This window comes from Cupriavidus lacunae, from assembly GCF_003353055.1.
Classification (GTDB): Bacteria; Pseudomonadota; Gammaproteobacteria; order Burkholderiales; family Burkholderiaceae; genus Cupriavidus; species Cupriavidus lacunae.
The window spans coordinates 176,335-195,626 of record NZ_QKWJ01000002.1 but is presented as its reverse complement, the minus strand read 5'-3'; the positions used below and the strand labels follow the sequence as shown (position 1 = coordinate 195,626).

Genomic DNA, 19,292 nt, shown 5'->3' with positions numbered 1-19,292 from the left:
GGTTGCGCGCCAGCCTTCACCCTGGCGCGCTGCGATCACGGACCCTCCTCCAGGCCCGCTTACAGCTAGCGGCCAAGCAGCCGGGCGGCGTTCTCGCCGTACACCTTTGTCATCTCGATCCCGGGGATCTCGATGCCATCCAATACCGATCCAAAACGCCGGATGGCGCTTGTCGGCGCGAATGGAAAATCCGTTCCAAAGAGGATGCGCTCAGGGTCCGCCACCTGCGCAAGCGAAGCCAGGGCCGGGTTACCAGCGGACAGCGCGGTGTCAAAGTAAAAGGATCTGACTGCCGCGAGCGGGTCACCCACGCGCTCGGCCACCGACGGCATCATGGAAATGGAGAGCGCGAGCCGGGGCACAAGAAAAGGCAACGTCCCTCCCGCGTGCGAGAGAATGAACCGGACGTTCCTGTAGCGGCTGATCGCCCCTGACATGATCAGGCTTGTGGCGGTACGCGTTGTCTCGAAGGGATACTCAAGGACTGACGCCGGAGCGACTGACGGAATGTCGTGCGGCGGCTGATTGGGGTGAATGAAAACAACCGCCCCGCGCCTGTCAAGCTCCTCCAGCAATGGCGTGAAATGGTCGTCGCCAAGGTACTTTCCGTCGTAGTTGGTGAACAGGATAAAACCATCAACCTTCAACTCATCGAGACAGTAGCCAACCTCCTTCAATGCCGCGTCGACGTCTGGAAGCGGCAGGCTCGCAAAGGAGCCGAACCGGCCGTTGAAGCGGGACCGGAGGTCTGCAGCGAGGTCGTTGCATTTCCTCAGCAGCGTGGCCGCGTCTGGAAGGGCCGGCCCGGACGAGATAGACAGGATGCCTTCATCAATCCCGTTCTCATCCATCATTGCGATGGCTGCCTCTTCAGACCAGGTAGGCGCAACACCACCCGGCATCGCCGCATTCAACAAGTCCAGTCCTACGGCGTCCACGTACAGCTTGGGCAGAAAGTGCTGATGCGTGTCGATTTTTCGTTTTGACATTATCTTTGCCTCCAGGGATTAATGGCATTGATCGGTTTGATCAGCATGCAATGCCACCAGGAATCTCGTATGTTTTTATTCGGTCGCAATGGTTGATGCGGGTCCGATATTCTCTGCCAGCATGCTGCCCAATTTCGGTTGTTCAGCGAGGACACGCGCCATGGCAATCATGCTTCCACAAGCCAGCAAGAGCGGTACCGACAAGACGATGCATACCAGCAGATAAGGAAGATTCGAAATGACGATCACGCCGATCAGTGCCGAACCGATAATCGAACCGAGTCTGCCGATCGAGACCGTCCAGCCACCGCCCGCCGCACGAAACGCAGTGGGATAGAAGATTCCCGGTATGGTGTTGACGCAGATCAGCGGGCCTCCGATAGCCAGCCCCGCGAGGAAGACCACGGCCGCATACCAGGGCGCTGTTTCTGACATGCCGAGCGCTACGATCAGCACCGAACCTGCGCCAAACGCGGCTGAGATGACCGCGGCGACGTTAAACCGGCGAACCAGGATGGCGAACAGGATCGCCCCGCCAAGCGCGCCGAACTGGAACATCGAGGACAATTGCGAGGCATCGTGCATCGATAGACCAGCCTGCTTCAAGTGCGTCGGCAGCCAACTTCCGATCAGGAAGAACACCAGGTAGCCCGCGAATTCGGCAAACCACGTGAGGAGAGTTCCGAGTCGATACTCCTTCCCCAGAAGCGCGCGGATTCCAGACCGCTTCCCGCTCGGCGCCGCCAGAAAGAAGCGCATGCCCGAACAATCCACCGACGGGAACATCTTTGCCACGACTCGCCTCACCACTGTGCCGGACTTGTTGCTTGCTACCAGAAAGAGCGGGGACTCAGGAACCTGCCATATCAGCAGGATCACGACGCCAAGGGGCATAACACCACTCAAGAGGAGCATGCCTCTCCAACCCAGTGCACCAATGGCGAAGGAGGTCACAAAGCCAGCAGCAGCGGCGCCGAAGAGAAAGCCGCAATACATTGATGCGAGCATCGCGGAGCGCGAACGGCCTGGACTAAACTCCGCAACGAGAGCCGAGGTCGCAGGCATCGCAGCGCCGATGCCCAGCCCGGTGATGAATCGCCAGGAAATAAGCTGGACGATCGATTGAGACTCGCAGGACGCGATGCCCGCAATGCCAAACCACGCGATCGCCACAATGCTCACTGCCCTGCGTCCAACGCGATCGGCCAGCGTGCCACCAACAATCGAGCCAATCAGCAAGCCAAATAGTCCGAATGCGATCAGCGGCGATAGCGCTGCGCTAGAGAGCTTCCAGCTCTGGCTGATGGCCGGCGCGATGAATCCAATCACAATGGTGTCAAAGCCCTCGATCGCGGTCGCTGCAAAGCAGACCAGAAAGACCGCCCATTGCTTTTTCCCCATCGGCATTCGATCGAGGAATTCACGCATGTCGCGACGAACATCTTCTGTACTTTCCATTGCCTTTCCTTGAAGAGCTGGGGATGGTTGGGGAAACCGACCTGCAGTCAGAGTAGTAATAAATTTACCACTCGTAAAGCTTTGTGTGGGTGGGGCTATCCCTATGGCCTTTTTGCGCACTCGCCGCTGACATGAAAGCCCGACGACCCGCGTCTCGTAAGTGCCATGAAGTCTGTAAGTACTTAACGAAGCCGGACAGCTTTGCGTCAGGAGGTCGGAACGCTGCGCGAGCGGGCGTGGCTGGCGCCTCCTTTGGAAGGAAGCGGCGATGTAGCGGTGTACTCTGGGGCGCGGGAACTGGCCTGCCGCACTCGCGGCCATGCAGGCTCGCATCCAGCCTGGTGTGCCGGAGCCCCGTTCATCGCATCCGTTCCATGCGTGGCGGGGCTGGTGTAGAACCGATCACCGGGCCTGGACGGGGGTTGGCCCGGAGGGGATCATTGTGACGATAGCGATTCGTGCGGCTGGCACCGGTTGTTTCCGCTTGTTGCGGTTGCTGCCTTCCAGCGGTATGCGGGCAGCAACGACGATCCAACCTCAATAACGAGCGCGGTGCGCCGATCTTTATATAATACGTCCGTAAAGCGTACGCGGCCGCGGCCTTCAACCGGCGGCAGCATCGTTTGGGTGTTCGAGTCGAACGCCAGCCACCGGTACGCCGATGGGGAAACTTTACTCAGGAGGACAGATGGCGCGAGATACGGATTCCACGCAGGGCCAGGCCAGGAAGGGCCGGCGACCGCCAGAGCTCCAGCGGGCAGAACAGCAGCGCGCGCAGGACACGCGCTCAGCGATCCTGAATGCAGCACTTTCCGAGTTCGCCGTGAAGGGATTCGAGGCTGCAAGCATCCGCAGAATCGCAGACCGGATCGGATTGCAACATCCGTTGATCACTTACCATTACCGAACCAAAGATATCCTCTGGGAGGCGGTAGCCGAACATGTGTTCGATCGTATCCGCCTGGAGTGGGAGGGATATCTGGCAGATGCCCCACCCGTCAGCGCCGCGGAGCGGGTGAGGCTGTTGTACCGTGCCCTGTTCAAATTTACGGTGGATTTCCCCGAGTTTCATCGCTTCATGCTTCAGGAAATCCTCGAGTACAGTCCGCGGCTTCAATGGCTCGCGGATACGATACTCCGGCCGCTGATCGTCGGGGTGCTGCCGCAAATCCGCGAAGCACAGGGGGAAGGAGTCTTGCCTGACGTAGATCCGGTCATCCTCCACTATCTGATGATCAGCCTGACATCGACACTTTCCACTTTTGGCTCGGAAATGCTGGCGACCAGCAAGCTTTCCGCTTCCGACCCCGCCGTCGTCGACGCCTATTGGAGCACGGTTGAGAAGCTGCTGTTCGGAGGCCAGCCCAGCGCCCTGCGCATGGTCAAGCCAAAGCCGGGTGACACTGAGAAGATACTTTCTCGCCAAACCTCCGAGCCGAACGACAAACGCCCCGTTACCAAGAAGGCAATGCGCAGCTGACCGGGTTCTCGTGGTTCTGGAGGCTGGCGCAAGGCCTGGCTTGCCACGCCGGCCGATCAAGCCTCTAATGATCCAGAACGTGCGAGGACGGTGAGGGGGGCATCATGCGCTGCGCGAATTGTGGCTTCGAGAACCTCGCGCCGGGGAACTTCTGCGAGGCGTGCGGCGCCAGGCTGGTACGAAGGTGCCCCAGTTGCGGCGCAGAGGCCAGCCCCATTGCAAAATTCTGCCGCGCCTGTGGCGGGTCCCTGAACGATTTCACTTCAGGGACGCCTGAAGTGCCTGACGCCAAAGGCCTGGCTCCGGTTCACTACACGCCCCCTCATCTGGCAGCGCGTATCCTGGCTGAGCTGGAGGCGATGGAAGCCAGGGGCGGGACCTTCGGTGAACGCAAGACCATCACTGCGCTGTTCGCCGATATGGCTGGCTCGACGGCGTTGATCCAGGACCTGGATCCCGAGGAGGCGCGTAGCCTGATCGATCCCGTGGTGACACTGATGATGGAGGCCGTGCACCACTATGAAGGCTATGTCGCCAAGTTTCTGGGCGACGGTATCCTGGCACTGTTCGGCGCCCCCATTGCCCACGAGGACCATGCGCTGCGAGCCCTGTACGCGGCGCTGCGCATGCAGGAGGCGATGCGCCGCCACAGTGACCGGGTTCGCCTGGACCGGGGCGTTCCGCTGGAGATCCGGGTCGGCATCCACTCCGGAGAGGTCGTTGTGCGCTCGATCCGCAAGGACGACCTGCACACCGACTACGATCCGGTAGGCCACACTATCCACATTGCGTCAAGGATGGAAGGCATGGCCAGGCCGGCGTCGACCCTGGTGAGTGCGTCGACATACAAGCTGGCAGAGGGGTACTTCGAGTTCAAAGCCCTGGGGACCACACAGGTCAAGGGTGTCCGGGATCCTCTCGAAGTGTATGAGGTACAGGGTCCCGGGGCCTTGCGCACGCGCCTTCAGGTGGCGGCGCACCGCGGACTGGCACGGTTTGTCGGTCGCCAGGATGAGATGCAGACACTGCAGAACGCCCTGGATCTGGCCAAGACGGGACACGGACAAATCGTCGGCGTGCAGGGGGAAGCCGGGGTGGGAAAGTCCCGGCTGTTCCACGAGTTCAAGGCGCGAACACGTCAAGGCTGCCTGTTGCTGGAGACTTTCTCGGTGTCGCACGGCAAGGCCTTCGCCTATCTGCCGTTGATTGAGCTCCTGAAAAGCTATTTCCAGATTGCCTCGGCAGATAGTGACCGCAGTTGCCGCGAAAAGGTCACGGGGCGGCTGCTTACGTTGGAGCGCTCGCTGGAAGACCACCTGCCATACCTGCTCTACCTGTTTGGCATCACTGAGCCCGGTTCGGCACTGTCCGACATGGACACGACGATCCGGCGCAAGCGAACGTTTGATGCGATAGCAAGCCTGCTGATCCGTGAAAGCCTCAATCAGCCACTACAGCTTGTTTTCGAAGACCTTCAATGGTTGGATAGCGAAACCAATGCGTTCCTCAACCACTTCGTCGATTCGGTGCCAGATGCGCGGATCGTCTTGCTGGTCAACTACCGGCCGGAGCATACCCATGACTGGGGCACCAGGCGCGACTACACACAATTGCACCTGGAGCCCCTGGGGCCGGCTGAGGCCCAGGGCCTGCTGACCGCCCTGCTCGGCGATGACCGCAGCCTCGTTTCGCTTAAGCGGCTCATCCTGGAGAAGACCGAAGGCAATCCATTCTTCATGGAAGAAGTCGTCCAGACCCTTTTTGAGGAAGGCACCCTGCTCGGCCAGCCTGGCAGTTACCGCGTCGACGAAGCTCCCGCTCTTTTGCACATCCCGACGACTGTACAGGGGGTGCTCGCCGCCCGCATCGACCGACTCCCCTTCGGGCACAAGGAACTGCTGCAAACACTGGCCGTGGTCGGGAAGGATTTTCCCCTGACGCTGGTTCAGCACATCACCGCACTCGCCGAAGACAAGCTGCGCCCGCTCCTGTCGGACCTGCAAGCGGCGGATTTCATCTACGAGCGCCCCGCCTACCCAGAGATCGAGTATGCATTCAAGCACGCCCTGACCCAGGAAGTCGCTGGCAACTCGCTGCTGACGGAGCGTCGCCGCGCGCTGCACGAACGCACTGCACAAGCCATCGAAACGCTGTTCCAGACTCGCCTGAAGGACTATTGCAGCGAGCTCGCTCACCACTACAGCCACAGCGGCAACATCCCGAAGGCTGTCAACTATCTGCACTGCGCCGGCCAGCAAGCCCTGCAGCGTTCCGCCCTGACGGAAGCGGTCCGCCAGCTCTCGGCAGCCATCGAGCTGCAGAAGCAGTCGCCCGACAGCCCGGAAGGCGCGCGCCAGGAGCTTACGCTGCGGCTGACTCTCGGCCCGGCCCTGGCGGCCGCGCGAGGCCAGGCTTCCCCGGAGGTGGAATCCAACTACAAGCGTGCGCTGGCACTGTGCGAGCTCGAAGGGCAAACCCAATACATCTTCTCCGCGCTATTGGGCCTGTGGACGTTCTATCAGTTGCGCGCACAGTACGAGACCGCGAAATCGCTCGGGAATCGCCTGCTTGGCCTCGCCTCGAAGACCCGCAAGCCTGAGCATTTCGCAGAGGCGCATCGCACTCTGGGCGCCACCGCTTTCCGTCTTGGCATGCTGGACGAAGCTCGCACCCATATGGAGCAAGTGCTGGAACTGCAGCGCCCGGACCAGACACAGTATGACTTTCTGCTGGGTTACGGGCGGGATCCGGCCGTTCACGCCATGGCCGCGCTTGGATGGAACCTGTGGTATCTCGGCAAGCCGGATCTGGCCCTTTCGCATTGCCATAAGGCCGTTGCACTGGCCCGCACGCGCCCTGACGCCTACAACCTTGCCCTCTGCCTGACCTTTGCGGCCGAAGTCCATCAGTGTCGGGGCGAGTTCGAACTGACTCGCGAGTACGCCGAAGCCGCCATCGCAGTCTCGGATGAGCAGGGGCTTCCGTTCTTTCTGGGGTTGGGAGCCGTTCTCCAGGGCTGGGCGCTGGCCCAGGAGGGACGTCATGAGGACGGCATTGCGCGGATGCTCCATGGCCTCCGCGCATGTGAGACGACCGGCGCGGCGCTCGGCAATCCAGGTCTGTTTGCCCAGCTGGCCGATGCGTATGCAAAGGCCGGTCAGATCGTCGCCGGGCTTGACCGGGTGGCCGAGGCGCTGGTGCTGGTCGAAGAAACCGGGGAGCAGGTCGATGAGGCCAGGTTGCACAGGCTCAGGGGCGAATTGCTGCTTCGGCGCGCAGAAGACAAGCCCTCTATGCCAGCGAGCCAGCACGAGGCTGAAGCGTGCTTCCACAAGGCAATTGCGGTGGCCCGTGCGCAGGGTGCCAGATCGCTGGAGCTGCAGGCAACACTGAGCCTGGCGAGGCTGTGGAGCCAGCAAGGCAAGCTGGAGGCAGCGCGCGATACGCTAGCCGATATCCATGGCAGCTTCACCGAGGGCCTCGACCTCGCCGACTGGAAGCAGGCCAAAGCGCTGCTGGAGGATCTCGCCCTGCGAGTCGGACACCAACGCTAACCCGGCTTGAGATCTTACGCTTCGCCCGCCATGGGCAAGGTGACGAGCTTATCGGCTGGCATCGTTCTGCGAGGGGCTTATCATCGCATCGCCCAGTTTTTCCATAAGAAATTCGGCGAAGACTGCCACTGCGGGCGGCACCGGCGGGCGGCTCGTGTACACGAGCTGCAGGCCGAGACCGGTGCTCGCGCGCCGATAGGTCGGCAGCACGCGCACCAGTTTCCCTTGCGCGATGACTGGCTCAACGATTAACTGCGGCAACAACGCAATACCCAGTCCAGAGATACAAGCCTGCGCCAGCACTCGCATGTCGTTGACCGCGAACCGGCTGTTGATCGACACCTCCTGACTTCCGCGTGGACCCTGCAGACGCCACGTGTTGCGCCCCTGGCGACTGGAAATCGTCAGACAGTCGTGTTCGGCCAGTTCACGCAGCGTGCGGGGTGCAGGGCGCCGTGTCAGATAGGCCGGACTCGCCGCGAGGATCATTGCACTCGGCGCCAGCCGACGTACCTTATAGCCGCTACCGGTCTCGATGCCCATGCGCAAGGCCAGATCGATGCGCTCGGCGATCAGATCGGTGGGCGTATCGTCGAGCAGGAAGTCGAGGCTGATGTGTGGATAGCGCGTGTAGAACTCGCCCAGCCATTCCATACCCATGAGTTCGAACAGGCCTGCCATCGCGGCGACGCGAACCGAGCCCGACGGTGCCTGCTCATCTGCATGGAGCCGCCCGATCTCCAGGATCTGGTCCAGCGCCGGCGCATAGCGCTCGAACAGCGCCTGGCCTTCCGTGCTCGGCGCGAGTTTGCGTGTCGAGCGATGCAGCAGTCGCGTGCCGAGTTGCCCTTCGAGTTGATCGATGCGCCGGCTCAGCGTATTCGCCGGCATGCGCAGACGGCGCGCCGCCTCGGAGAAGCTGCCGGCGCGGACCACCTGGACGAACATCGCCAGATCATTCAGATCGAGCATGATATTTCTCCAAAAATGGATGAATCCAATCCGACTTTACCATCTAGTGTGAAACGCTTCTCGTCCCCATACTTAAGGTGTCAGGTCGACGCGTGCACGAGTCAGCCCGGCGCCGCGCTCGCCACATCCTGTTGATCACGTCCGGCGCGCGGCGCGAACCGATACAGACACCTGACCAAGAACCTCATCTATGGCAAGTCAAATAGCTGGAGAGCGTCCCATGCATGCCGTCATCCAAACGCCGCCCACCGCCCTCGCCGGTGTCGGCCGTAACGTCATCTTCCGCACGCGTGGCAACGCGCACGGTCCGGTTGTCCGCATGGTCAGCCCCTCCGACGTCGGCGAGATGATCAAGCCCTTTGTATTTCTCGATCTCATCGATACGCAAGAGGCGATTGGCCAGCAGGGCTTCGGCTGGCATCCGCATTCGGGCATCGCTACGCTGACCCTGGCGATGGAAGGGCAAGGTCGCTTTGCCGAATCCATCGGCCACGAAGGAACAATGGTGGCGGGCGACATCGAATGGCTGAGCGCCGGTCGTGGCGTCTGGCATTCCGGCTTCGCCATGCCCCCGATCAAGGCCTTCCAGCTGTGGGTCGCCTTGCCGCCAGGGCGCGAACTGGCTCCCGCGTTCAGCCAGCATCTTTCGGCAGACGACATCCCGTCGGACGGCCCGGCGCGCGTGCTGCTCGGCCGTAGCGGCGAGGCGGTCAGCCCGATTGATGCACCTGCGGGCGTCAACTATTTCGTTGTGCAACTCAAGGCCGGCCAGCGCTGGACCTGCCAGCCGCCACGGGACTACCGGGTCGGCTGGATCGCAGTGATGGACGGCAGCCTGCGCACGCCCGATCCCGTCGACAAAGGTGAACTGGCCGTATTTGACCAGTCCGATGAGGCGATCGAATTCGAAGCGGTGACCGATGCGCGCTTCGTGCTAGGTACGGCAATCCCGCATCCGCACGATCTCCACCTTGGCTACTACTCGGTGCACACCAGCCCCGCAGCGCTGATCGAGGGCGAGCGCGAGATCGCGCGCATCGGTCGCGAGCTGCGCGCCAAGGGCGTGGTGCGTTGATCCGCCTTTCGCAGACCGATGCTATTGCACTCAACCGGAGCACATCATGACCGTTATTTCCGTCATCATTGGCAGCGTCCGCCAGGGACGCTTCGCCGAGAAACCCGCACGCTGGATGCTCGACCACCTGAAGAAGCGCGAAGGCGTTGAGGCACGCCTGCTTGACCTCAAAGACTATCCGATGCCGTTCTTCGACGCGCCGGTACCGCCCGCGATGCCAGGCCGGCCGGCCTACGAGCACGAGGTCGTGAAGCGCTGGACCCAGGCGATTGCAGCGTCCGACGGCTTCATCATCGTCTCACCCGAGTACAACCACGGAGTGTCGGCGGTGCTAAAGAATGCGATCGACTGGGTCTATCCGGAATGGGGCCGTAAGGCGGTCACCTTTGTCGGCTATGGCAGCGTCGGCGGCGCGCGCGCCATCGAGCAACTACGCCAGATCGCGGTCGAAATGCAGATTGCACCGATCCGCTCGGCGGTCCACGTTCCGGCAGCGGCGCTGTACGCGCATTTTCAGGGCCAGGACATCAGCCCGCACCTGGCCGGACTGGACGCCGTCGCCGAACAAACGATTGACGACCTGCTGTGGTGGACCAGAGCGCTGAAGACCGCGCGGGAAGGCTGACGATGATACCGAAGGTCATTGCCGTGGCGCCATCCTCGGCGATGCCGCCACGCATCCCGGCAACGCTCGCGTGCGGCAAGGCTTTTGCAACCGGCGTCGCCAATCCAGAATCCACTGCGCAGTCTTGCACTGCCAGCATCCGACAGGAGCGGTTCCATGACGCATGGCCTTGACGAACGCAAACGCTGGCTCGCCCTCATTGTCCTCTGCCTGGGCGTGCTGATGATCGTGCTGGACACGACCATCGTGAACGTCGCACTGCCGTCCATCCGGGCGGACCTGGGCTTTACCGAAACCTCGCTCGTGTGGGTGGTCAACGCCTACATGCTGACCTTTGGCGGCTTTCTGCTGCTGGGCGGGCGGCTGGGCGACCTGTTTGGCCATCGGCGCTTGTTCCTGCTGGGTATCACGTTATTCACGCTAGCCTCGGCGGCCTGCGGGCTGGCGAATTCGCAGGGGCTGCTGGTCACGGCGCGCGCCGTTCAGGGGCTGGGCGGTGCAGTGGTGTCGGCCGTGTCGCTGTCGCTCATCATGAACCTGTTCACCTCGCCGGCGGATCGCGCGAAGGCAATGGGTATCTACGGGTTCGTGGGCGGGGGCGGCGGCAGCATTGGCGTGCTGCTGGGCGGGCTGCTGACCAGCGCATTGAGCTGGCACTGGATCTTCCTGGTCAACCTGCCGATCGGCGTGGCGGTGTATGCCGGGTGTGTGGCGCTGCTGCCGGCGGGGAAGCCGCTGGCCGGTCGCGCCAGGCTGGATGTGGCGGGTGCGATCACCGTTACCGCGCCGCTGATGCTGGCGGTGTACGCCATCGTGCACGCCAACGAGGCCGGTTGGACGTCTGCGCAAACGCTTGCCCAGCTGGGTATTGCCATCGCGCTCATGATCGCGTTCCTGATCATCGAATCGCGCGTGTCGCATCCGCTCATGCCGCTCCACATGTTCGCGCTGCGCAACGTGGCCACGGCCAACGTGGTGGGTGTGCTGTGGGCGGCCGCGCTGTTCGCGTGGTTCTTTATCTCGGCGCTTTACATGCAGCGCGTGCTGAACTACAGCGCGATGCAGGTGGGGCTGGCCTTCCTGCCGGCCAACATCATCATGGCGGTGTTCTCGCTGGGGCTGTCGGCCAGGCTGGTGATGCGCTTCGGGATCCGCGCGCCGTTGTCGCTGGGATTGCTGGTGGCGGCAGTCGGGCTGGTGCTGTTTGCGCATGCGCCGGCCGGCGCCAGCTTCGTGGCGGACGTGCTGCCGGGCATGGTACTGCTGGGGCTGGGGGCGGGGCTGGCCTTCAACCCGGTGTTGCTGGCCGCGATGAGCGACGTAGCGCCGGATGAGTCGGGCCTGGCCTCGGGTGTGGTCAACACGTCGTTCATGATGGGCGGCGCGCTGGGCGTGGCCATCCTGGCGAGCCTGGCGGCCGCGCGCACCGATCGCCTTGCCGCCGCGGGTGCCGATGCCGTGATTGCGCTCAATAGCGGCTACCACCTGGCTTTCCTGGTGGGAGCCATTGCGGCGGTAATGGCCTGCGCGCTGGCCGTGGCGTTCGTGCGTACGCGCCCGCACGGTCAGGCACAAGGCGAGGCGTCGTCCGCAGCTTCCATCTGAGGCAGGCCGGAGCCCTCCTTGCCCGCCATGCCTGGCGTCAACCCCGGGTCGCGAACTCCCCTGCGGCCGGTGCTTGTTTGCCATTTCAGGGGAGCTTGATACAATCGGTTGTCTCCGCAGTGCGGGACTTGCCCGGGCATGTGCAAGACGACCAATGCCGTTGCCACGTTCCGTTATGGTCGTTTGTTCACTCACTGAATGGCCCGGCTACATTCAGAACGGAAACAGACCAGGCCTGTCGTGAAGGGAAAAACAGCACCATCTGCCAGCCAGCGGCCGATCACAATGAAACAGGTCGCCGAGCTCGCTGGCGTTCATGTGTCAACGGTTTCTCGCGCGCTGAATCCCGCAACGCGCTCCGTGGTCTTGCCCGAGGCGGTGGCGCGAGTCCTGAAGGCCGCCAACAAGCTTGGATATCGGCTGGATCCCGTGGCGGCAAGTCTGCGCACCGGGCGTTCAAAGCTCATCGGCATTCTGATTCCCCAGATCGCAACAAGCGTTTTCACCCCGATCCTGGCTGGCGCCACGGGACGTCTCGCTGCGCACGGATACTTTGCGATCGTCGGGTACGTCGGCACGGACTGCGAAGCCCAGCTGGAATTTGCCCACGGGCTCATCGCGCGGCGCGTCGACGGGCTCATCCTCGCCACAGTGACGCGCCACGATCCGTTGGTATCGTTCTGTATCGAAAAAGGCGTGCCAACCGTACTGGTCAACCGATCGGAGGACCAGTCGAGATTGTCGGCCGTTGTTTCCGACGAGGTGCTCGGCGCCCAACTGGCGGTCGACCATCTGGTGGAACTGGGTCATGTGAAGATCGGGCATATCGCCGGCCCGCCGGATATTTCGACGGGCTTCCTTCGCCGCAGAGGCTTTATGCAGGCCCTGGCCTCACATGGCTTTGATGGCAATGGAGCACCATGCGAGGTAGCCCCCGCCTATTCACGGGAACACGGCAAGGAAGCGGCATGCCGGTTGCTGAGTGCGCATCAGGACCTGACGGCCATCGTCGCCGCCAATGATTCGCTTGCCCTCGGCGTGTACGACGCACTGCGCGAACTCGGACTGCAATGTCCTCGCGACTTGTCCGTGGTGGGGCATAACGACATGCCACTCGTCGACATGGTCGAACCACCTTTGACGACCATCCGCATCAGTCACCAGGAGATGGGGCGCCAGGTGGCCGATCTTCTCCAGCAGGCAATCAACGTTCGCGAGCAGCCGGTGCATAACGTCGTGCTGCCGCCAAAACTGATCGTCAGGAACTCGACCGCTTCGCCTCGCAAGAGATGAGTTGGGGAGCCTCCCCCCAACTCAGGTGCGATTCCGGAGTTCTGACCGGCCGCCTTTCAACGCGGCTCTCGTAGGGCGTCTGGCTTTCGTCGCGCCCGATCGGAGCCGACAGGCCTGACAAGCCACGAGGATGCTGGCGCATCCTCGCCCGAGTTTTGGCGATATCTCTGGCGATACCCCGACAGCTAGCGTGCCCAGCCAGCTGAATCCTGTGCCCGTCGGAGGTATTGCCGATCCACGCAATCGCCAGGCGGCCGGTTCGTCGGTACGGACGCATGGACGTCACGAATGCGCGAGACCAGCTCAAGCCCTGTGTCCGGAATTTCCATATCGCGCATCAGCCCATGGGACGGATCCACCAGGTCCGCGAGCACGGCGTGTGCGTCGTCGTCGGTCAGTTGGTCGAATTCCGCTCGCAGGATGTCGACGATCGCGCCGTTGTTGCGCGCATCGAAGATCCAGTTCAGCGCCTGCCGGTACGCAAGGATGAAGCCAACCACCTGGTCCTGGTTTGCGGATGCCCACGACTGCATGACCGCGCCCACCGTTCCCAGATAGTCTGAAAACAGGGACTTGCCGCTCACCAGTACATTGCATCCCTGGCGTTGCGCCAGCCGCTCAAAGGGCGTACGAACCAGTGTCCCGTCGTGCTTGCCAGCGACCAGCGCACGATAGCGGTTACCCGTGCCTCCCGCTGCATCGAATGTCACATCCGTCACCGCGATACGGTTGGCCACAAGCACTTCCCGCAGCACAAAAGCAAAGCCGGTGGTCAAGGCGTCGACCGACAGCGTCTTGCCCCGGAACTGAGAGACTTCGGTGATCCCTGCCCGCGACATCAGCGACAGGAAGCCATGATCGCCTCCCATGAAGGCCACCAGGTCCGCGGCGCTACCGTCCGCCGTCTCGCCCTGCCCGCTTCGGTACGCCAGTACGTTATCCACGCTGGTCAACGCGATTTGCGCCGAACCGGCAATCAAGCGGTTGACCATATCGACCGATCCCTTGACGTACTCGAGGCTGACTTCCAGCCCTTGCTTTTCGAAGAATCGCCGCTGCTGGCCAACCCAGACCGGCAGGTTGAAGGCGCCTTCGAAGGCGAGGATAGTGAGATTGTTCATTGTCGTCTCCAGATCGATATACAATCGATTGCATCGTAGACGTCAGACTCCCTGGCCGTCAAGACTGGCGCAACGTGCGGGCCAACTTTGTGCCCGCCAGATCCCTCGCCGCATCTACGATGCGCCCACAAGCGCGGTATCGGCCGCTCTGGTCAACCCAGGACGGAGACTTTGACAAGCGCGAGGTTCGAGACTAGTATGCAAACGTTTGCAATGAGAACTATCATGACGAAATCTGTGCAGCTAGGCAGCATCGTTAGCGATGCTGCGTCAGTAACGGACATCGTGCTTGCCGCGATGAGCAGGACCGAAAGCCCGCGTCTCAAGGAGATACTGAATGCTCTCGTTCAGCACGGGCATGCGTTCTTGAACCAGGTGAAGCTGAGCGACGACGAGTATGAACAGGGGCTGGATTTTCTGAGGAGGATCGGCCTGACGTGTACGGACTCCCACAACGAAGTGGTGCTGCTGGCAGACGTACTTGGCTTCTCCACTCTGGTCAAGGTGTTGAACAACTCGGCGAATGAAGACCGCACGGGCGGCGCGCTGCTCGGACCATTCTTTCGTGGCGGCTCGCCGCGCTATGAACTGGGCGCGTCGATCGTTCAGGACAACGCGGCGGCAACACCGATCTTTCTCAGCGGGCGGGTCCTCAATACGCGCCGGGAGCCGATCCAGAATGCCAAGGTCGACGTGTGGCAGGCATCGCCCATCGGGCTCTATGAGAACCAGGATCCGGACCAGCCGGAAATGAACCTGAGGGGCCATTTCTTTACGGATGCGCACGGAAACTTCCGCTTCCAGAGCCTCAAGCCCGCTGGTTATCCGGTACCCACCCACGGCCCGGTCGGCGACCTGCTCCGCATCCAGCATCGGCACCCGTACCGCCCCGCTCACCTGCATTTCGTCGTGATTGCTGAAGGTCATGCCACGCTCGTCTCGCAGATCTTTGCGGATGATGCCGAGTACCTGGACTCTGACGTGACGTTCGGCGTCACGCGAGACCTGATCGGCAAGTTCGAGCGATATGAAGCAGGGTCCGGCCTCCATTCCGAACAGCAAGCGCCGTACTGCACGCTGCATTGCGAATTCGTGCTGGCGGAAGGTATTCCGACACACCCGGTACCCCCGATCAAGTAACCATGGCACACCTTCCTATCATGCCCGACGTCGACCCCAGTGCCTTTATTGCCCAAGGCACGCAAGTGATCGGGGACGTCACGATCGGCGCCCACGCATCCATCTGGTTCAACTGCGTCCTGCGCGGCGACGTTCAGCGGATATCCGTCGGACGTCGGACCAACATCCAGGACGGTTCGATTCTTCATGGGACGACCAACGGGCTGCCTTGCATTATTGGCGATGACGTCACCGTCGGCCACGGCGCCATCCTGCATGCCTGCACGCTCGAGGACGCGGCCTTTGTCGGATTCGGCGCGCGCGTCCTGGATGGCGCCATCGTCCGGTCTGGCGGCATGCTCGCCGCGGGCGCCGTGCTGTCACCGCGCAAGGTCGTCGGTGCCGGAGAACTATGGGCGGGAAATCCCGCCCGTTTGCTCCGACCGCTTACCGACGACGAGCGCGCGGGCCTGGGTGCAACCGTCGTGCGCTATGTGGAGCTGGCCGAGCGTTACCGGAATAACCAGTTTGCCGTCCTGACGTTCTGACGAAGGTCGTCGGAAACGCTGGAGACGCCATCTGGCTTCCATGCCTTCCCCGCTCTGGCAAGGTCTCCAGAGCGGGGAAGACACCGACGCGTCAGAAGGTGTGTTTCACACCCACCATCGTGCCGAACTGGTTGCCTCCCGGCTTCGGCGCGGCACTGGATGTGTCTCCGCTGCTGACCGACAAGGCGAGATTGCCGCGATTGTCGATAAAGCCGGCCGTGATATACACCGCGGTCCGTTTGGAGAAGGCATAGGTCCCGCGAATCGCCTCGAGCCAGGCCTTGTTGGGACTGTTATTGAAGCGCAGGAAGTACACCTCTCCGGCCAGGTTGAACGCCGGCGTGATGTCGTAGGAAACACCACCGTAGTAAAGCTGGCTATGCGGCGTAGCACTGCCCTCGTTATTGCGAACCGTACCCCCGACACCGAGCTTCACCTGCGACAGCAGCATGTAGCCACCAAAGATCCACCGATCATCCTTCTTGCTGCTGCTGGTCAGGCCGCCGGCGGCACCCGCGCCGCCGCGCATCGACTCATACGCCGTGGATACACCCCACCAGCTGGCGTCATACGCGAGCATCGCTGACCAGTCGCGGCAAGCGGACTTGTCGGCAGGATTCTCGCCGGCGCAGTTGGCCCCGGCGGGCGCGCTGACTGCGTCACGGCCCAGGCTATAGGTACCGCCGATGGTCACGCCACCGAACTTCCCCTTGTAGGCGATCGCGTTGTCCGCGCGCGGATTGGCGCGAAAGCTATCCAACACGTTGCCGCCATACACGTTCGAAGTGAGGATATCGGAGTCGATGGTCGACCAGAACTGCATCGTGAATTGCCGCCCGAAGGTGAGCTGCCCCCAATGCTCGTCGCTAAGGCCGACGAACGCCTGGCGGCCGAACAGACGGCCACCTTGCCCCGAAGTCCCCGAATCGGGAGCGAAGCCAGACTCGAGCACGAACACACTCTTTAGTCCGCCACCGAGATCCTCGGTGCCGCGCAGGCCCCAGCGCGACGGCACGGTGCCAGTCAGATTCGGCATGCGCACGACATCGTGGCCAGCCGCGCCGACGCGATTGACGTACTCCACGCCCGTATCCACCAGGCCGTACAGCGTCACCGACTGCGCGGCGGCGATGACCGGGGCCGCCGCCAGCGCGCCGACTACCCAGTTGCTTTTTTGCATTTGATGTCTCCTCCACCATGCTGCACATTGGCCGCATGGTTCTTGTCCCTTGTTGTGGAGCGCCCATCTCAGCAAACGATTGCATATCAGATGCAATCGTTTGCATAAACTGAGCCAAGATTTTCCAGGCTGCAACACCGTGCCGATCAGGCGCCCGATGTGCGCAGTGACTGGATGCGGATCATTGAACGGCTGCCGGCACGTACGCCGAGAGAAACTCGGTGAATGGCGTAGTAGCAGGCATCATTCAGATCGAGCATCGTATTCAGGCTTCGGATGCCGTCTCACGGGCTGAAGCTGCCTCTCGCGGCAAGTGCGGCACGGATTCCTGCGCGTGGCGGCGACGAAAGATTGCCAGGCAGAAGACGCTCAGTGCAGCCACCGCAACGGGAATCGAAACGGCGACGAACATGACGGTCGGAGCCCAATGGGCCGCAAGCATCGCGCCCCCGACCATCGAACCGACGATCGAGCCGACACGTCCCATGCCCAGTGTCCACGCCACGCCGGTCGCACGCGACGCGGTGGGATAGAAGCCCGCCGACAAGATGCTCGTGCCGGTCATCGCGCCGCCGGTGCCTACGCCGGTGATCAGTAGCGCGACCACGGCTATTGCCGGCACGCTTGTCAGGTGACCGAGCGAAGCGAGGCTGATGGCGGCGCACAGGAATGCACCTGCCACAACGTACTGGGGGTTCATGCGGTCCATCAGGAAGCCCAGCAGCACGGCGCCAAGCGCGTTGCCGGTCAGATAGAGCGCGGTCATCCGCGACGCCTGGCTGAATGAAACACCGGTCTCCTGAACGAGCATCGTCAGCCAGTTGCCCAGAAAGTAGACGACCAGCAATGCCATGAACGCGGTTATCCAGAGCAGTACCGTTCCTCCGCGCAGGCCTTGCCGAAGCAGCTGGGAAACAGGGAAGCCCTTGGCGGCCTCCTCGTCAAGGGCAAGCTGTGCTCCACCCGGATAGCCCGCATCGATACGCTGCACGATCGCACGGGCTTCTTCCTGGCGGCCTTTCGCGACAAGGTAACGCACGGATTCAGGCAAGCCCCGCCACAGGACGAGGGCAAGGAGCATCGGCAGTGCCCCGCCGAGGATCAGCATGGATTGCCAGCCAAAGGCGCTGATCATATGCGGGGCAATCAGGCCACCCAGGACCCCACCCGCCGAGATGCCACAGCCCAGCGGCGCCACAAGCGTCGATCTGAAGCGGTCGGGGCAGTACTCGACGGCCAGCGTATAGGCATTGGGCATCGCGCCCCCGAGTCCCAGCCCGGTGAGGAAGCGAAGAACGATCAGGGTCTCGAGCGAAGCGGCCCACGCCGAGACCAGGCTCAGGACCCCGAACAATATGACGGTAATCGTGAGCACGGTCTTTCTGCCAAAGCGGTCGGCCAGTGGCCCGAACAGAAAGGACCCTACCGCCAGGCCAAAGAAGCCGGCGCCAAAGAGCGGCGCAAGTTGCGCCGGACTTGCGCCAAAGTGCGCCTTCAGCGATGGGCCGATAAATCCGAGGACGACCGTATCGTAGCCGTCAGTGACGAGGACAAGAAAGCACAGTATCAGTGTCCGAATCTGAAACCTCGACATCGGTCGTTCGTTGATCAACGACCTGACGTTTATGGGGTGAGCAAGCATCGTAAATTCCTGTAGCAATGTATGTTTCCAGCAGCTATCCACCTGCAGCTGACGATCCAATCTTAATGCAATCGATTGCAAGCACTAATGAGGGTTTACCACCGAAGAAGAGATAAGCGCCCGCTTTACCGCCTGAACGGCTTTGCGGGCAAGAGCCTGTCAGGCTCAGGAGGATGAACCCATGTAGAAATGCTGCTGGCTCGCAATCGATTGTCGGGATGGCGAGTACGGCACCATGCCGGGGTCGTCCGGCGAAGCGGCTAGAACCGGTATCGCGTCATCCGGGCAATGCCTGTCCGGATGCATAGGTCTGCTGGAGACTGGCCACCAGAAGAAGGAGCAATACGAAGGGATACTGCACTCGCATCCATTCTTTCGATCTGGCAAACGAAACCAGGATACCCAGCGTGACGACCAGAAGAAGCAAAGCCCCCAGCCATTGCGTGCTGGTCATGAGCAGCAGCACCGACCCAACGAATTCGACGACCGAGACCGCCACTCTGAGCCAGTCTGGATAGCCCCATTTGGCAAACTCGGCGCGAATGCCCTGGGGACCTGCGAGGTTGACGATAGCTGCCGAGAGAAAGGCGAAGGCGATGATGAGGTTCACGTATGCCATGGCACTGAATCG

Annotated in this window: 15 protein-coding genes; 8 read left to right on the top strand and 7 right to left on the bottom strand. The window is 62.1% G+C overall.

The features are described 5' to 3' along the window. Positions 1-65: 65 nt before the first annotated feature. Together DN412_RS02845 and DN412_RS02840 are read right to left on the bottom strand one after the other, a co-directional pair. Positions 66-989: an amidohydrolase family protein gene (locus tag DN412_RS02845; RefSeq protein WP_115013126.1), complete on the bottom strand. Its 924-nt coding sequence runs from the start codon at positions 987-989 to the stop codon at positions 66-68. Positions 990-1,064: 75 nt separating this feature from the next. Continuing rightward, positions 1,065-2,447: an MFS transporter gene (locus tag DN412_RS02840; RefSeq protein ID WP_161563960.1), complete on the bottom strand. Its 1,383-nt coding sequence runs from the start codon at positions 2,445-2,447 to the stop codon at positions 1,065-1,067. 688 nt (positions 2,448-3,135) lie between these two features. On the opposite strand from DN412_RS02840, the gene DN412_RS02835 reads away from it, so the two are divergent. After that, positions 3,136-3,927: a TetR/AcrR family transcriptional regulator gene (locus DN412_RS02835; RefSeq protein ID WP_161563959.1), complete on the top strand. Its 792-nt coding sequence runs from the start codon at positions 3,136-3,138 to the stop codon at positions 3,925-3,927. A 104-nt stretch (positions 3,928-4,031) separates the two neighbouring features. Continuing rightward, the gene (locus DN412_RS02830) at positions 4,032-7,481 is read left to right on the top strand and encodes an ATP-binding protein (RefSeq protein ID WP_115013123.1); all 3,450 of its coding nucleotides are present in this window, start codon (positions 4,032-4,034) and stop codon (positions 7,479-7,481) included. Between the two features lie 48 nt (positions 7,482-7,529). Here the strand turns inward: DN412_RS02830 and DN412_RS02825 are convergent, their stop codons facing one another. Further along, positions 7,530-8,453, bottom strand: coding sequence for a LysR family transcriptional regulator (locus tag DN412_RS02825; protein WP_115013122.1), 924 nt, complete (start codon positions 8,451-8,453; stop codon positions 7,530-7,532). A 220-nt stretch (positions 8,454-8,673) separates the two neighbouring features. On the opposite strand from DN412_RS02825, the gene DN412_RS02820 reads away from it, so the two are divergent. The 4 genes from DN412_RS02820 (at position 8,674) to DN412_RS02805 (ending at position 13,051) form a co-directional block, all read left to right on the top strand. After that, positions 8,674-9,528 carry a pirin family protein gene (locus tag DN412_RS02820; RefSeq protein ID WP_115013121.1) on the top strand — a complete coding sequence of 285 codons (855 nt, stop codon included), beginning with the start codon at positions 8,674-8,676 and terminating at the stop codon, positions 9,526-9,528. Between the two features lie 46 nt (positions 9,529-9,574). Then, a complete protein-coding gene (locus DN412_RS02815) occupies positions 9,575-10,153 on the top strand; it encodes an NADPH-dependent FMN reductase (protein ID WP_244222540.1) in 579 nt (192 codons plus the stop codon). Between the two features lie 156 nt (positions 10,154-10,309). Then, the gene (locus DN412_RS02810) at positions 10,310-11,758 is read left to right on the top strand and encodes a DHA2 family efflux MFS transporter permease subunit (RefSeq protein WP_115013120.1); all 1,449 of its coding nucleotides are present in this window, start codon (positions 10,310-10,312) and stop codon (positions 11,756-11,758) included. Between the two features lie 285 nt (positions 11,759-12,043). After that, complete coding sequence (locus DN412_RS02805) at positions 12,044-13,051, top strand: LacI family DNA-binding transcriptional regulator (RefSeq protein ID WP_115013119.1); 1,008 nt, start codon at positions 12,044-12,046, stop codon at positions 13,049-13,051. A 185-nt stretch (positions 13,052-13,236) separates the two neighbouring features. Here the strand turns inward: DN412_RS02805 and DN412_RS02800 are convergent, their stop codons facing one another. Beyond that, entirely contained in the window at positions 13,237-14,172 is a 936-nt protein-coding gene (locus DN412_RS02800; protein WP_115013118.1) for an ABC transporter substrate-binding protein, read from the bottom strand. A gap of 225 nt (positions 14,173-14,397) precedes the next feature. Here DN412_RS02800 and DN412_RS02795 point away from each other — a divergent pair, with 225 nt between their 5' ends. Next, a complete protein-coding gene (locus DN412_RS02795; protein ID WP_115013117.1) occupies positions 14,398-15,312 on the top strand; it encodes a dioxygenase family protein in 915 nt (304 codons plus the stop codon). 20 nt (positions 15,313-15,332) lie between these two features. Further along, entirely contained in the window at positions 15,333-15,839 is a 507-nt protein-coding gene (locus DN412_RS02790) for a gamma carbonic anhydrase family protein (RefSeq protein WP_244222539.1), read from the top strand. 91 nt (positions 15,840-15,930) lie between these two features. On the opposite strand, the gene DN412_RS02785 is transcribed toward DN412_RS02790, so the two are convergent. The 3 genes from DN412_RS02785 to DN412_RS02775 form a co-directional block, all read right to left on the bottom strand. Further along, positions 15,931-17,019 (bottom strand): porin, encoded by a 1,089-nt coding sequence (locus tag DN412_RS02785; RefSeq protein WP_115013115.1) that lies wholly within the window; start codon positions 17,017-17,019, stop codon positions 15,931-15,933. A gap of 265 nt (positions 17,020-17,284) precedes the next feature. Next, positions 17,285-18,661: an MFS transporter gene (locus DN412_RS02780; RefSeq protein ID WP_115013114.1), complete on the bottom strand. Its 1,377-nt coding sequence runs from the start codon at positions 18,659-18,661 to the stop codon at positions 17,285-17,287. 277 nt (positions 18,662-18,938) lie between these two features. Beyond that, a complete protein-coding gene (locus DN412_RS02775) occupies positions 18,939-19,280 on the bottom strand; it encodes a DoxX family protein (RefSeq protein WP_115013113.1) in 342 nt (113 codons plus the stop codon). Between the last annotated feature and the right edge of the window lie 12 nt (positions 19,281-19,292).